The sequence below is a fragment of the Algoriphagus aurantiacus genome (assembly GCF_035156405.1).
Classification (GTDB): domain Bacteria; phylum Bacteroidota; class Bacteroidia; order Cytophagales; family Cyclobacteriaceae; genus Algoriphagus; species Algoriphagus aurantiacus.
Genome location: NZ_JAXRUT010000004.1, coordinates 118,503 through 133,724 on the forward strand (window position 1 = coordinate 118,503; position 15,222 = coordinate 133,724).

Below are 15,222 nucleotides of genomic sequence, written 5' to 3' on the forward strand. Positions count from 1 at the left end.
TTTTAAAGAGTAATCCAAACCTTAGACAGAAATACGGGTTTACATAAAGACAGTGTTCTTCTATTTCATTGATAATTAGCTGTTTAATCCTCGAATCGAGGTATGCCTTGTTTTCCTATACCATTTCAACCAAGTATTATGAATAAAGTTACCCCTATATCCATTCTTTTAATTTTAATGATATGGAGCTTTGATGCCTTTTCTCAGGAGATCCGAGTGAAGGGCAAAGTGATGGATGGAAAGCGTGAATCTGCGCTAGAGTTTGCAAATATTGCATTGCTTTCACCAGAAGATTCTGCTGTTGTCACAGGTGGAATGAGTGAATTAGATGGGAGTTTTGAGTTTTCTACCGCTGCAGGAGATTATATTTTAAGAGTTGGTTTCATTGGCTATTTGGAATTTCATGAAAAAATTGCCTTAGCAGAAAATAAAAATTCCGTGAATCTAGGTACGATCACGTTGGTAGAAGATGCTCAAAATCTGGACGAAATAGTAGTTGAGGGTGTGACTTCGATGTTTGAATCGGACATAGATAAGCGAACCTACAATGTGGAAAACAGTATTGTGGCAGAAGGACAAACTGCTTCTCAATTGCTCAGCACCTTGCCATCTATACAAGTGGATGATGAGGGAGGAATTACGATGCGTGGGAGCGGAAATATATTAATCTATATTAATGGGCGTCCGTCAAATCTTTCTGGTGATGATGCAGAGAGTATTTTGTCTCAATTTCCTGCGAATAGTATCAAATCTGTCGAGTTGATAACAAATCCATCTTCGCGATATGATGCGACTGGGGTCGGTGGGATTATCAATATCGTATTGAAGAAAAATGAGAAGACTGGCTTCAATGGGCAAGTGAATGCCTCAATTGGAACACGAGAAAAATATCAGGCTGGAGTCAATTTGAATTATGGAACAGAGAAAGCTAATTTTTATGCATCCTACAACTGGCAGGATCGCCGCCAACTAGAAACTGGTGAAGGAAGTAGAACTAACTACTTGGAGGAATTTTCCCCTAAACTTGAACAAGTTCAGGATGGTTATGAAGTTGAGAAGACACATTTAATCAGAGCTGGGGTAGATTATAATGTCTCTGATAGAGGGTTATTGGGAGTTTATTTTCAAGGAAATTTCGATGATGAGGTAGAATATGCAAAGATCACACAGCTTAATTTAAGTGAAACTAGTTCTGTGGATTCTAGTTTTATTCGGATCAATGACGAGTTGAGTAAAAGTGGCAATTACGAAGGAGGGATTAATTATACATGGGATATAGATTCACTGGGACAAAAGCTATTCACGACGGTTTCGTATTCCTACGATAATCGTGAGCAGACAGAATTTTACAATCAGGAATTTTTTAATGCAGATGGCAATTCTGACCCTACCAAAAGACTTGTTCAAACAAATGACAGACCCAGAATTAGCAATCTCTACGTAGCTCAATTGGACTACGAGAAGCCTTTTGTAAACGGAGCTTCCATAGAAACAGGTCTAAAAGCCACACTTGGAAACTGGCAATGGAGTCAGCAATTTGCGCAAGGAGATGAGTTCACAGACTTCCAACCTGTCGTAGTGGATTCTTTGACAGATACTTTTGATTTTGATGAGCATGTCTATGCAGCATATTTTACCTATAGAAATACCAAAGGTAAATTTGGCTATCAGCTGGGCTTGAGAGGAGAATACACTGAGACTTTAGGAGAAACTGTAAGGGACCAAGAAAGTATTCCAAATAATTACTTCAATGTCTTTCCAAGTGCTTTTTTTAGCTATACCCTTGCGCCAGAAAATGAACTTACTTTGAATTATACCCGAAGAATTTCCAGACCAAGTATTTGGGATTTAGCACCGATTTATAGAGTGAGAGATCAGTATAATTTCAGTATTGGAAATCCTTATCTACAACCCGAATTCACAGATAGCTATGAAGTAGGCTACATGAAAGGTTGGGAAAAATACTTGTTGAATGCCACGGTTTATCATCGCTATAGTACTGATGTAGAAACCAGAATCACTATTCTTACCGACGATAATGTGGCTATTCAGAGCCGTCAAAATGCAGACACGAGATCTAGTACAGGTTTTGAGTTGATTAATCAGATCCAGGTTTTCAATAATTTAGATGCAACTTTGACTGGGAACCTATTTTATTCCAAGATCAACGCTGAGAATATTGAGGAAGATTTTAGCAATGAGAATTTCAGCTGGACTCTGAATTTGCTGGCAAATTGGTTAATTCCAAATTGGTTTAATGTACAGGCTCAAGGTAATTATCGGGGTCCAATTGTATTGCCTCAAGGTCAAATCGAACCTCAATACAGTTTGAATATTGGACTACGTAAGGACATATTTAATGGTAAAGCAACTATTTCTGCCAATGTCAGCGATATTTTCAATACAAGAAACTTCAGAATTACGACAGCTAATCCTCGATTTGATGCGAAGCGTGTATTCCAGCGTGAAACTCGAGTAGGCACACTTGCTTTTACCTATAGATTTGGAGGGTTCAAAGAGAACAATGGTGAAAATAACAGCCGACGAGAAGGCGGAGATGATTTTGGCGGAGATGATTTTTAGAAGAGGATAAGGTATTTTACTTTTATCCATGAGCCTATTAACAGAGCAAATTAAAGCATTGCTGGAAGACAAAGCCATCCCTGAGAAGGCAGCATTTTTTCCGCGGTTTTTTAAGTCTATGCCTGGCGGCTACGGAGAAGGAGATAAGTTTCTTGGAGTTATAGTTCCAGAGCAGCGGAAAGTAGCCAAGGCAGTTTATAAGGAGATAAGTTTTGGGGAGATAGAGGAACTTTTACATGATGTTTATCATGAAGTAAGACTCACTGCTATCCATATTCTCGTGTATCGTTACCAAAACTTAAAGACAGACTATGATCGAAAGGAGCTGGTGGATTTTTATTTATCACAACTTGATTATGTAAATAACTGGGACTTAGTCGATAGCTCATGTTATCATATTCTGGGGCATTATTATTTGAATAGAGAAAAAAATCTCTTTTATAAATTGGCAGAAGCAGATCACCTCTGGAGGCAACGGGTAGCCATGATCAGTTCTTATTTTTGGATCAAGAAAGGTTATTATGAGGATGCTTTGGCCCTGGCTGAAAAGCTGCTTTATCATGATCATGACTTAATTCATAAAGCTGTCGGCTGGATGCTCCGGGAAATCGGCAATATGGATTTTGAAGTGGAATTAGATTTTTTAAGAAAGTACTATATCACGATGCCCCGAACTACATTGAGATATGCAATTGAGAAATTTGATCCTCAGTTAAGACAGCAGTTAATGGCGGGAAAGTTATAATGATGATTTTTTACCAACTAAGCCAAATGAAATTCGTGATTAAGGAAACTTTTGTCATTCAATATGCTTTAATCTTATTCAATCTTAGAAATAAACAATCCCCTATTTATGCAAAGACCCGATTTTAACGTCGAAGAAGTAAATAAAATTATCCGTGGACGTAGATCCATGTTTGCGGCTCAGTTCAAAGAAAATGACCCTGTGGACGATGCTATCATTGAAGAACTGTTAGAAAATGCACGCTGGGCTCCCACTCACAAATTAACTCAGCCATGGAGATTTATAGTATATACTGGAGATGGTTTGAAGAAGTTTGCTGATTACCAGGCAGACATGTATAAGCGTCGTGCGGAGAAGAATGGGACTCCGTTTTTGGAGGCTACTTATCAGAAGTTTAAGGAGGGGCCTTTGAAAGCTTCTCATGTGATTGCAATAATCATGAAAAGATCTGAGGGCATTCCTTTGATGGAAGAGATAGCGGCAGTCTCGATGGCCGTTCAAAATATGTATTTAACTGCTTCTGCTCATGGACTGGCAGCATATTGGGGAACTGGCGGCCCAACCTTCTGGCAAGAGGCAAGAGAAGATTTTGGCTTAGAAGGCGAAGATGCATTGATGGGCTTTTTCTATGTGGCAAAGCCATCATCTGATACTTGGCCGGAAGGTAAAAGAGAGCGTATGGATGAAAAAGTAGCTTGGATCAGAGAATAATTATTTCATAAAAAGCAGCAATGAAACTGAATCATTGCCGCTTTTTTATGAATGTTCTGATTAGAAGCCTACGAAAGCCGGTGGCTCAACCCCTTCAGTTCTAAGGTAAGCTATGGCCGAACCTCTGTGATGTGTGGAGTGATCCATCAGTAAAGCCATCACCTGCCGTCTAGTTACATTGCTGCCAAATACTTCAATAGACTCTCCAGCATCAGCGTCTGAAAGCGCTTTCATGGTATCGGTGCCATAGTCGTAGCACTTTCCTACATAAGCAGCCAAATCAGCCTTTGAAGCGGTTGCAACATCAATGGTGAATCCAGGATCACCTCCTTTTAAGAACCCTTGTGAAATTCCAACGATAGCATTACCAATGTGATGGATTTGCTCTTTGAAAGACATGGCTGAAGGATCAGTTTTGTAATCCATGCCAGATTCAGGCATTTTATCAAGAACATCTAGTGTGAATTGCTTACTATTTTCCCATTTGCTGAGGAACTCGTCTTTCGTGGTTTGTGCAGAAACGGCTGTAGAAGCCATCATAAAAATGGCAACTAGTATGTTGCCAGAGAAGAATTGAAGTGCTTTTTTCATTTGAATAGAGGTTGGTTATTTTCTTAAATTTCAAGTATTCCCAAACCAAATCAAACACTTTGTCTAATTTTAAACCATGTTAAGAAAATTGTGGATCGGATTGTTGTTAGTTGGCATGGTGAGCTGTGATGAGACTTATTTGCCAAAACCACCGGGCTATAACCGTATTGATTTGCCAGATCATTCTTTTGAGAGACTGTCTGAGGGATACCCTTATCAAATCGCCTATTCAAGTTATTCGAGAGTCGAAGCGGATTCTTTCAATTTAGCTGAGGAAGCTTGGGTCAATTTAAATTATGAAGACTTTGGTGCGAAAGTACATTTGACATATAAGCGAATCGATGGGGATAAGGTCAATTTTAGACAATTATCCAATGATGCTTTTCGCCTAACGTCACAGCATCAAGTGAAAGCTTATGGTATCGAGGAAGCAGTTCTCTTAACTCCCGAAGGATATACAGGCGTTATAGCAGAACTTACAGGCGAAGTGCCTACTCAGTTTCAGTTCTTTGTAACTGACTCCACAAAAAATTTCCTGCGAGGTGCTTTATATTTCAATACAGCGATGAAAAATGATTCTCTTGCTCCTGTAATAGAATTCATCAAGGAGGACATGGCCCACTTGATGAATTCAGTAAAATTTGTTGATTAACTCAGCTTTTTCCAGGATCGGATAATGATAATTCCTCCTACTAGCGCAATGGCTCCAGCAATAAATCCTGCCATCATATTTCCGTAGATGAAGAATCCTGTGGAGAATAAAGCTGCATAGACCATTACCGATCCAATCATCATCAAACCGATTTCTTTCGGTAATTGACCAATGACTTGCTTTTCGGCTGGATATCTATCAAGTACTTTTTTCCAACCAAAAGCTGCCGGAGTTACTTTTCTGTAGAAGGAAAGCAATACTTCGTCCTTTTCCGGAGCCGTCATGAACGTAACGATCAACCAACCAATCGTAGTAATACTGACACTATAGATTAGTTTCAGGTATGCCTGGTTTTCTGGGATCATGATCCAGTTCACTTTTGGATTGACCACCTCGAAGAAGATAGCCACTACGAATGAAATCGCCATAGCTGAGATTTCTGTGTAGGCGTTGATTCTCCACCAAAACCATCTTAGGATAAAGATTAGGCCTGTTCCGGCACCGATTTGAAGGAGAATGTTAAATGCATCCAATGCACTGGAAAGGGCTAGTGCCAAGACTGCAGAAAGTATCATTAACACTACTGTGGAAATTCTACCCACAGCTACCAATTCCTTGTCTGACGCCTCTGGCTTCATAAATCTCAGGTAGAAATCATTTACTATATAAGATGATCCCCAGTTTAGGTGTGTAGAAAGCGTGGACATGACTGCCGCAATCAGTGAAGCTAACACAATGCCTATCAAGCCTGTTGGGAGAAAGGTGAGCATGGCTGAATAAGCCAAATCGTCGCCTAGTTTATCTACAGGAATATTTGGGAAAGCAGTTTGTAAATCAGATATATTCGGGAAAATGATCAGAGATGAAAGTGCAATCAAAATCCACGGCCAAGGACGCATTGCGTAGTGAGCTATGTTGAAAAACAACGTGGCACCGATGGCATTCTTTTCATCTTTGGCAGAAAGCATACGCTGGGCGATGTATCCACCCCCTCCAGGCTCAGCCCCAGGATACCAAGTAGCCCACCATTGGATAGCGATTGGCATCAAAAAAAGTGGGATGTAGGCGTTAGGATCAGAGAAATCAGGGAGAAAGTCTAGCTTATCAGCCACATTCTCGTGTGTCAATAGATTATTCAAACTTCCAATCTCAGGAAGGTCAATGATAAAGTATGCTGCACCAAATGATCCTATCATCGCGATAAAAAACTGGAAGAAGTCAGTTAGCAATACACCTTTTAATCCACCAAGAGAGCTGTAAACTACCGTAACAATTGAAGCTATCAGCAAAGTCTGAACTGGTGTTAAGCCAAGCATTACGCCACCGATTTTGATAGCTGCTAGAGAGACAGTTGCCATAATTACCACATTGAAGAATACTCCTAGATATATGGCACGGAAAGCTCTCAAAAAAGCAGCTCCTTTGCCAGAATATCGTAATTCATAGAATTCTAGATCGGTCGTAACCTCAGATCTTCTCCATAATTTGGCATAAACAAATACGGTAAGCATCCCTGTCAGCAAGAAAGCCCACCATGCCCAGTTTCCTGCAACACCGTTTTTTCGTACGATATCTGTCACCAAGTTTGGTGTATCCGCAGAGAAAGTAGTCGCAACCATAGAAACACCTAATAACCACCACGGCATATTTCTACCGGAAAGGAAAAATTCTTTGGCCGAGGAACCAGCTTGTTTCGATGTGTAAAGCCCTATCAGTAGTGAGATGACAAAGAAAGCGGCAATGATCGCCCAGTCAATAGAGGTTACATTCATAGCGGATGGATTTAATATGTTCTTTAATTTTTTTCAGAAAATAGCTTCTACTTAAATAATAAATTTTACTAAAGTATTTATTTTCCAGCAAATGGAAAAAATCTGACGCAGAAGTTTACTTAGATTTTACCGTATTCGCTCAATTTCAAAATAAATGTATGGATAAGATTAATCTTTATGGTGAGATAGACTGAATTCATTAGGTACTTACTTCTGCTTTCGTGCTCCTCAGATGAAAATCTAGTGGTAGGTAGCGAAACCTCATTCGTTCTAGTTTAGAATGGTGTTAGTGGGTTAAGAGATGTTGTAATCTCTGATGAAATCGAGCATCACGCAAGCAGCGACACACAGTGGGATGATTACAAGTATGCTAGATTCCATATGGCCTTTATAATCAAATTATAATCAAATGAAATATTTTATTATAGTTGGACCGAATCTGTAGAACGACAGAGGGAGAAGGTACTACAATAGCATTGATCAATAGGCAAATTTTCTTATGCCAATAATTCGGATTTGCTCGCGATACTATAGCTTTGGGCCATGATTAAAGAACACATTGCGGGCATTCTAGCCAAGTATACATTTAATTCATTCGAAAATTTTGAATTCCAAGCCTTTGGAGCGGGTTTAATCCACGGAACCTATTTGATAGAGGCTGGAGATTTGAAATTTATTTTGCAGGAATTCAATAACAGTGTGTTTCAATATCCTGAGCGAATTTCGCACAATCAGCGCCTTGTCAAAACGCAAGGCGATGAAAATCAGCTACAATTCCAGTTGCCTTTGCCCATTCTTAATTCGGATAAAAAATTGATTACGGAATGGAATGGGAAGTTATTTCGGTTATTCGACTTCGTATGTGGACGTACTATTCAAGAAATTTCAGCTTTAGAGCAGGCATATTTGGCAGCAAAGGCTTACGGGGTTTTTGCGGATTGGGGAAAAGCAGTCGATACTAATCAGCTCCAAGAGTCTATCCCAAATTTTCACCGCTTGGATTTGCGGTACAAAAAGCTTCAGGAAATCGCAAGCGAAAAAGGAAAACTTCCTGCGGAGGATCAGGAAGTGTTGGATTTTTACTTAGGAGAAAGCGAGCTGATCGCTGAATACGTAACCTATCAAGCTGTCCTACCGAATCGATTGACGCACAACGACACCAAAATCAACAACCTGATTTTTTCTCATGATTTAAAAAAAGTGGCAGCTTTGGTCGATTTGGATACGTTGATGAGTGGGTATTTAATGTATGACTTTGGTGATTTGGTACGTACAGTTGCTTGCTCTAAGTCAGAGACCAGTCGAAATTGGGATGCTATCAAAATTGAAATCCCAGTTTTTGAGCAGTTGCTAAAAGGCTATTGGGATGGAGTAAAATCTATAGCTACAAGGGAAGAATCGAGATCTTTGCTACTTGCAGGAGAAGTGATGACCTGCATTATGGGATTGCGTTTTTTTACCGATCACCTACAAGGCAATGTTTATTACAAAGTGGAGTACCCAGAGCAGAATTTTCATAGGGCAAAAAACCAGATGACTCTGCTGCAAAGCCTTCAGGTAAATAAGCCAGATTTGGAAAAAATCTGGAAATCTGTCACGCTATCGTGAAATAGAATTCAGACAATTCCAGTCATTTTCATTGGCAATTGGGCTGAGTGGGTTTAATTTGCCTATCCCAAAAATCAATTTTCCTTGCCAGGTTTTTTTGACACCAAGATAGAATTTCTCAAAGGAGTTGGTCCTCAGCGTGCCGCTCTGATCAACAAGGAGTTGAATATTTTCACCTTCGGGGAACTGCTACAGCTTTATCCGTTTCGCTACGAGGACAGGACAAAATTTTTTAAGATCCGGGAGCTTCATTCAGAAATGGAATCTGTGCAGGTGATTGCCAAAATCCGAAAGGTAGAGCTGGTAGGAATGGGCAATAAAAAGCGTCTGGTTGCTCATGTGGCTGATGAAACCGGGGAGATGGAAATGACCTGGTTCAAAGGAATTGCCTGGGTTCAAAAGAATATCGTCGCAGGAGCAGCTTATGTTTTTTTGGGAAAACCTGCCCAGTTTGGTAGAAAATGGAGTATAGCGCATCCTGAGATGGAGCCGCTGACCACTGGCAATGAGAAAAGAAATAATTTTCAGCCTATTTATTCTACTACCGAAAAGCTAAGAGCCAGATTTTTGGATTCCAAAGGGATTTCCAAAATCATGGAGCAGTTGGTTCAGGTTTGCTTTCCTCATATTCAAGAGACCCTATCCGCTGAGATTTTGGGACAATATCAATTGATTGGAAAAAGGGAAGCAATGCGCCAGATTCATTTTCCCACAGAACCAACTCTTTTGCAAAGGGCTAGAAAGCGTTTGAAATTTGAAGAGTTCTTCTATTTGCAGCTCCGTTTGCTTATGCTGAAAGTCGCCAGGACAGAGAAGTTCCGAGGGCAGGTATTGAATAACACAGAGTTACTTACCCAGTTTTATACCCATCATATTCCGTTTGAGCTCACCAATGCCCAGAAGCGGGTAATCCGTGAATCCTACGGGGATATGAAGTCGGGGAAACAGATGAATCGTCTGATACAAGGAGATGTTGGTAGTGGGAAGACAATGGTGGCTTTTATCTGTGCTTTGATAGCAATCAGCTCTGGAGCACAAGCATGCTTGATGGCTCCGACGGAGATTTTAGCGACACAACATTATTCTGGTTTGAAAGAATTTGCAGATATGATGGGGTTGAAAGTGGCACTGTTGACGGGCTCTACCAAGAAATCTGCCCGCACGGTTATTCACGGAGAACTGCAATCCGGAGAATTGAAGATTCTGATCGGTACCCATGCGCTTTTGGAAGATGTAGTTCAGTTCCAAAACTTGGCATTGGCAATCGTTGATGAACAGCACCGTTTTGGAGTGGCTCAGCGGGCCAAGCTTTGGGCAAAGAATGAAGAATTCATCCCTCATGTATTGGTCATGACCGCTACCCCAATTCCCAGGACGTTGGCGATGACCCTATATGGCGATTTGGATGTGTCTGTGATTGATGAGATGCCTGCTGGACGCAAGCCAATTCAGACGGTACATCGCTATGATAAAGACCGACTAAAAGTGTTTGGCTTTATCAATACGGAAATCAAAAAAGGCAGGCAAGTTTACATCGTCTATCCCCTGATCGAGGAATCCGAAAAAATGGATTTGAAAAATGTAATGGATGGCTACGAAAGTATCTCCAGGGCATTCCCTAATTATCCGATCAGTATAGTGAATGGTTCAATGAAGGCCGATGCAAAAGATTATGAAATGCAGCGCTTCGTCAAGGGTGAAACTAAGATCATGGTAGCGACAACAGTGATAGAAGTAGGCGTGAATGTACCCAACGCTTCAGTTATGATTATTGAAAATGCGGAACGCTTTGGGCTATCTCAGTTGCATCAATTGAGGGGAAGAGTAGGAAGAGGTGCTGAACAGAGCTATTGTGTGCTGATGAGCAAGTATGAGCTTTCTAAAGACTCTAGGGTCAGGCTGGAAACAATGGTTCGTACAAACGATGGTTTTGAAATCGCCGATGTGGATTTGAGATTGCGCGGTCCCGGCGATTTGATGGGAACCCAGCAAAGCGGGATAACCGATTTGCTGATTGCTGATCTGAGTAAAGATGCCCCGATATTGACTTTGGCTAGGGATGCAGCGCAACAGCTATTGACTGTTGATCCTGAGTTGGTTCAGCCTGAAAACCTGCCTATTCTCAGACAAATCAAGCAGCAGAAGAAGCATGCAGTGAATTGGAGCAGGATCTCTTAGTTACTTCTTCTTTGAAAACAATCCTGCAATTCTTCTAAAAATCTGCTTTTCCTTTTCCCAGAAGAAGTTAAACTGACCGAAAATAAAGCCATAGATCAACAGAAAAATCTGATATAAAGGCAACACCAGCAAGAGATATAAAAAAGTGTTGACAAAGCCGCCTTTCTCGACCCCGAAAAAATCCAAGATTGGGTTTTTGATAAAGAGAATAGTAAAACCCGTACACGCAAAAACAACCAAAACTAAAACTACCTGAAGTAGGCTATCCAATTTCCACTTGGTTTGTAGGCGCTGAAGAAAGCCTGGCTTATCGTTTTTCACTGACATCTCCCAAAAGTAATAAGAATCAGTCTAAATAATCCTGAGATTTGCATTAGGTTTCTTAGTACGTAATCGAAATCCTAATGCATATTCAGTATTTGATAGCCGGCGCTTGGCCGGCTATCATTTTACCAAGTAAATAGGTCTTGATTAAGACTTTGTAATGCTTCTTTTTTGAATTTGGAATCAATCAGTACCGAGACATTGTGACGGCTACCCCCAAAGGATACCATCCTTACGGGATAATCAATCAAGGAATCGATGACGGATTGAATTGCGCCCTTGCTTTCCGAAACCATATTTCCCACAATGCATATGATCGTCTGGTCCCGATCTACTTCCACAGTACAGAACGTTCCCAGCTCTTCCATAATATGTTCCAAATGACTTAAGTCATCAATCGTAACTGATACTGCTACTTCGGAAGTAGTGATCATATCGATTGGTGTTTTATATTTTTCGAAAATCTCAAATACCTTTCTTAAGAAACCATAAGCCAAAAGCATGCGGCTGGATTTGATTTTGATAGCTGTAATGCCATCTTTGGCAGCAATAGCTTTGACTCCTATTGACTCCACCTTTGCTTTGATCAGCGTTCCATGAGCCTCTGGCTGCATGGTATTAAGCAATTTCACCGGTACATTGAATTGCTGCGCAGGCCAGATCGATGCAGGGTGAAGGATTTTTGCTCCAAAATAGGCAAGCTCGGCAGCCTCGTCAAATGACATTTCGGCAATTGGCCGCGTTTTATCAACGATTCTAGGATCATTGTTATGCATCCCGTCTATATCGGTCCAGATCTCACAGGCTGTGGCTTGAATTGCTGCCGCTACCAACGACGCAGTATAATCGCTTCCGCCACGCTTCAAGTTATCAACTTCATTCAGGTGATTTTTGCAAATAAATCCCTGGGTGATAAAAATAGCATCGTCCGGATGCTGGGCAAGGATTGCCTTCAAGCGATCTGAGATTTTCTGCAATTCCGGTTCGGCATTTTCATCAATACTCATGAAATCCAGTGCGGACAAGAATACCGCAGGAATCTCGAGTTCCTCCAAAAGCGAATGAAATAGCTTGGTAGAAAGCAATTCACCTTGGGCTAGAATATCACGGTTGATCGCTTCATTGAAGGAGATTTTCAGTAGGATATTCAGAAACTCAAAGTGTTCTTTGATGATTTCCTGGGCTTTTTCTCTAGCAGCTTCTGTATTGACAAGCTTGGGATAAAAGTCATTGTAATGAGCGTGGAGTTCGTCTATTCTGGATTTTGCCAGAACTTTATCTGCTGATGCCAAAGCTTCGCCGATGCCTACCAAGGAATTGGTGGTGCCTGAAAGAGCAGAAAGAACTACGATTTTTGATTCATCACCACGGGTGATCAGGTCTTTTACCTGGTGCATGCGTTCTGGACGACCCACAGAGGTGCCTCCAAATTTCATGATTTTCATAAGGGCTGTAATTATAGGTTAATAGGTTTTTGTTCTTAGAATCCAAGCATTTTCACAGCAGTGATAGCTGCTTCATCGCCTTTGTTGCCGTGCTTTCCTCCAGCTCGATCCATGGCTTGTTGTTGAGTATTTGGGGTCAATACTCCAAAAATCACCGGCTTGTTATATTTCAATGCAACATTGGTAATGCCATGAGCAACCGCATCGCAGATAAAGTCAAAGTGCTTGGTCTCTCCCTGGATCACGCAGCCTAGGCAAATCACCGCATCGATGCTTTCTTCCTGGGCTAGCCATTGGGCAGCAAGCGTGAGCTCAAATGAGCCAGGGACATTTTTACGGATGATGTTTTCTTTTTTTGCTCCGTTATCCAAAAGTGTCTGGTAGGCACCAGAATAGAGTGCTTCGGTCACATCTTCATTCCATTCGGAGACGATGATTCCAAAAGTCTTTTTACTGATATCCTTTAAATTTTTGGAGGAATGTGCGCTGAGGCTTTTTAGGGAAGTTGCCATATAAGATAACTTTTGAAGTTTTAGATTTAATAACCAAGATGTAAGTATCAAGAAATGGGCTCGAATAGCCAGGATGTTAATATTAATGACTCGGTTAAATCTGGAAAAGGAAAGTTTTGGGAAATGAGACGAAATAAACAAAAAAAGAGTAAGACCGCAGGGCCTTACTCTTCAAGTATGCTATTCAAGAAAGCATTACTTAGAGGCAAGACCTTCTAAGCGAGCTTTATGTTTTCGTGCAGCAGAAAATTCGAATGACTCGAAATACGTGTCTTCGATTTCGCCATAGGCAGCAATTGCTTCGGGGATTTTACCTGCTGCTTCATATGCTATGGCAAGCTTAGTCAAATACTTAGGTGTGAAAAACTCGTTCTCATCGTATTCAGCCGCTTTTTTGTAGCTAGCGATAGCTTGGTCTGTATTTCCAAGCTCCATATGGGCGTCTCCTATTAAAGAATAAGCTTTTGGTTGCACCAAGAAGTCATCTGCTGAAAATTGCTCCAATTCAGTGATTGCTTCTTCGTATTTTCTCTCAGAAAGATAGATTGAGCCAATGTAAAAATGTGCAAGATTTGCAGCATCTGTTCTTGGGTAGTCATCTACTATGTTCAGAAAGCCTGCATTAATACCGTCGCCATTCAAGGCAAGCTGAACGCTGTCTTGCTCGTAGAAATACACTGCTTGGAACATTTCCTTTTGTGCTTTCTCATTTTGGTTTTGGTTATTGATCTGGAAAAATAGAATTCCTCCAATCAAAATCACTGCTGCGATTAATACACCAGCTAGTACCTTACTATTCTTCTTTAAAAAAGCCTCACCTCTACCTAATCTTGTTGCTATCTCGGAAGGATCTTCCAAAATATCATTGTGATGATCTGGGTGTACTCTTTTAGTTTGTTTCGTTGCCATGCTACTCAAATTTCAGCCGCAAATATACGGTTTTTATAATTTCCACAAAGCCCAATAAAAAAGCCATGAAAGCTTTCTGTCTTCATGGCTTTTAAGACATTATGTTTTATTGATTTATTCCATTACAAATGGATAGTCTTCTTGGATGTAAACATCCTTGAAAGCATCCTGTCCGTCCGGCCAAGGTGATTCTTCAGCGAATTTCACTGCGTCTGTTACTTTTTGTTTTACGCCTTTGATAATTTCCTCGATCTCTTCTTCGCTGAGAATATTATTTTCTTTGATGGTCGCCAGTACTTGTTCTACTGGATCACGTTGCTTGTATTCCTCTACTTCCTCTTTGGTTCTGTATTTCTGAGGATCGGACATGGAGTGTCCTTTGTATCGGTAAGTTCTCATCTCAAGCAAGGTTGGGCCATCACCTCTTCTTGCTCTGTCTGCAGCTTCAGCCACAGCTTCGTGTACAGCTTCTACATTCATGCCGTCAACTGCAAATGATGGCATGTCGTAAGATTCACCTAAAGTAGAAAGGTCTTCCACATTAGAGGATCTTTTTACAGCAGTACCCATTGCGTAACCATTGTTTTCAATAACGAAAATCACTGGAGTTTTGTAAAGCATAGCCAAGTTTAATGCTTCGTGAAAAGCGCCTTGACGTACGGCACCATCACCCATGTAGCAAATTGCCAGGTTTTTAGTGCCTTTATATTTCTCGGCAAAGCCCATTCCAAGTCCCATAGGAATTTGGGCTCCTACGATTCCGTGACCTCCCATGAAATTTTTCTCTTTATCAAAAATGTGCATAGAGCCACCTTTACCTTTGGTAGTCCCAGTCGCTTTACCGAAAAGCTCAGCCATGATCGCTCCTGGGTCAGTACCTAATCCAAGTGGGTGAGCATGACAGCGATAAGCAGTAATCCACTTGTCGTCTTTGGTCAAAGCAGAAATAGCCCCAGAAGCACATGCTTCCTGACCAATATATAAATGACAGAATCCTCTGATTTTTTGTTGACCGTAAAGTTGCCCCGCTTTCTCCTCGAACCTCCTCATTAAGAGCATGCTCTCGTACCAGAAAGTGTAAGTTTCCTTCGAATATTTTACTTTAGACTTAGTTGCTACAGTTCTCTTTGCCATATCGTAATGATGAAAATATGCTAATTTTAGGTCTCAAATATAATCAACCCACCCTAAA

13 protein-coding genes are annotated in these 15,222 nt (G+C 40.8%); 6 read left to right on the top strand and 7 right to left on the bottom strand.

Annotated elements, in window-relative coordinates; genetic code table 11:
• Positions 1-138: 138 nt before the first annotated feature.
• The 3 genes from SYJ56_RS05685 (at position 139) to SYJ56_RS05695 (ending at position 4,039) form a co-directional block, all read left to right on the top strand.
• A complete protein-coding gene (locus SYJ56_RS05685) occupies positions 139-2,583 on the top strand; it encodes a TonB-dependent receptor (RefSeq protein ID WP_323832672.1) in 2,445 nt (814 codons plus the stop codon).
• A gap of 28 nt (positions 2,584-2,611) precedes the next feature.
• Positions 2,612-3,328, top strand: a complete 717-nt coding sequence (locus tag SYJ56_RS05690) for a DNA alkylation repair protein (RefSeq protein WP_323832673.1) — start codon at positions 2,612-2,614, stop codon at positions 3,326-3,328.
• 108 nt (positions 3,329-3,436) lie between these two features.
• Complete coding sequence (locus tag SYJ56_RS05695; RefSeq protein WP_323832674.1) at positions 3,437-4,039, top strand: nitroreductase family protein; 603 nt, start codon at positions 3,437-3,439, stop codon at positions 4,037-4,039.
• Positions 4,040-4,099: 60 nt separating this feature from the next.
• Here the strand turns inward: SYJ56_RS05695 and SYJ56_RS05700 are convergent, their stop codons facing one another.
• Positions 4,100-4,630 (bottom strand): DinB family protein, encoded by a 531-nt coding sequence (locus tag SYJ56_RS05700; protein WP_323832675.1) that lies wholly within the window; start codon positions 4,628-4,630, stop codon positions 4,100-4,102.
• Between the two features lie 76 nt (positions 4,631-4,706).
• On the opposite strand from SYJ56_RS05700, the gene gldD reads away from it, so the two are divergent.
• Positions 4,707-5,282: a gliding motility lipoprotein GldD gene (gene gldD, locus SYJ56_RS05705; RefSeq protein WP_323832676.1), complete on the top strand. Its 576-nt coding sequence runs from the start codon at positions 4,707-4,709 to the stop codon at positions 5,280-5,282.
• On the opposite strand, the gene SYJ56_RS05710 is transcribed toward gldD, so the two are convergent.
• Positions 5,279-7,054: a sodium:solute symporter family protein gene (locus SYJ56_RS05710; protein ID WP_323832677.1), complete on the bottom strand. Its 1,776-nt coding sequence runs from the start codon at positions 7,052-7,054 to the stop codon at positions 5,279-5,281. The genes gldD and SYJ56_RS05710 overlap by 4 nt on opposite strands.
• Positions 7,055-7,597: 543 nt before the next feature.
• Between SYJ56_RS05710 and SYJ56_RS05715 the strand changes: the two genes are divergently transcribed.
• Positions 7,598-8,662 (top strand): phosphotransferase enzyme family protein, encoded by a 1,065-nt coding sequence (locus tag SYJ56_RS05715; RefSeq protein WP_323832678.1) that lies wholly within the window; start codon positions 7,598-7,600, stop codon positions 8,660-8,662.
• An 84-nt stretch (positions 8,663-8,746) separates the two neighbouring features.
• Positions 8,747-10,840, top strand: coding sequence for an ATP-dependent DNA helicase RecG (recG, locus tag SYJ56_RS05720; RefSeq protein ID WP_323832679.1), 2,094 nt, complete (start codon positions 8,747-8,749; stop codon positions 10,838-10,840).
• Here the strand turns inward: recG and SYJ56_RS05725 are convergent, their stop codons facing one another.
• The 5 genes from SYJ56_RS05725 to pdhA all read right to left on the bottom strand — a co-directional run bounded on the left by SYJ56_RS05725 (position 10,841) and on the right by pdhA (position 15,164).
• Entirely contained in the window at positions 10,841-11,167 is a 327-nt protein-coding gene (locus SYJ56_RS05725) for a DUF6787 family protein (RefSeq protein WP_323832680.1), read from the bottom strand.
• A gap of 122 nt (positions 11,168-11,289) precedes the next feature.
• Positions 11,290-12,609 (bottom strand): aspartate kinase, encoded by a 1,320-nt coding sequence (locus SYJ56_RS05730; protein ID WP_323832681.1) that lies wholly within the window; start codon positions 12,607-12,609, stop codon positions 11,290-11,292.
• Positions 12,610-12,644: 35 nt separating this feature from the next.
• On the bottom strand, positions 12,645-13,121 hold the full coding sequence (ribH, locus tag SYJ56_RS05735) for a 6,7-dimethyl-8-ribityllumazine synthase (protein ID WP_323832682.1): 477 nt from the start codon (positions 13,119-13,121) through the stop codon (positions 12,645-12,647).
• A gap of 195 nt (positions 13,122-13,316) precedes the next feature.
• Positions 13,317-14,030 (bottom strand): tetratricopeptide repeat protein, encoded by a 714-nt coding sequence (locus SYJ56_RS05740; RefSeq protein WP_323832683.1) that lies wholly within the window; start codon positions 14,028-14,030, stop codon positions 13,317-13,319.
• A 114-nt stretch (positions 14,031-14,144) separates the two neighbouring features.
• Positions 14,145-15,164: a pyruvate dehydrogenase (acetyl-transferring) E1 component subunit alpha gene (gene pdhA / locus SYJ56_RS05745; protein ID WP_323832684.1), complete on the bottom strand. Its 1,020-nt coding sequence runs from the start codon at positions 15,162-15,164 to the stop codon at positions 14,145-14,147.
• Positions 15,165-15,222 lie beyond the last annotated feature (58 nt).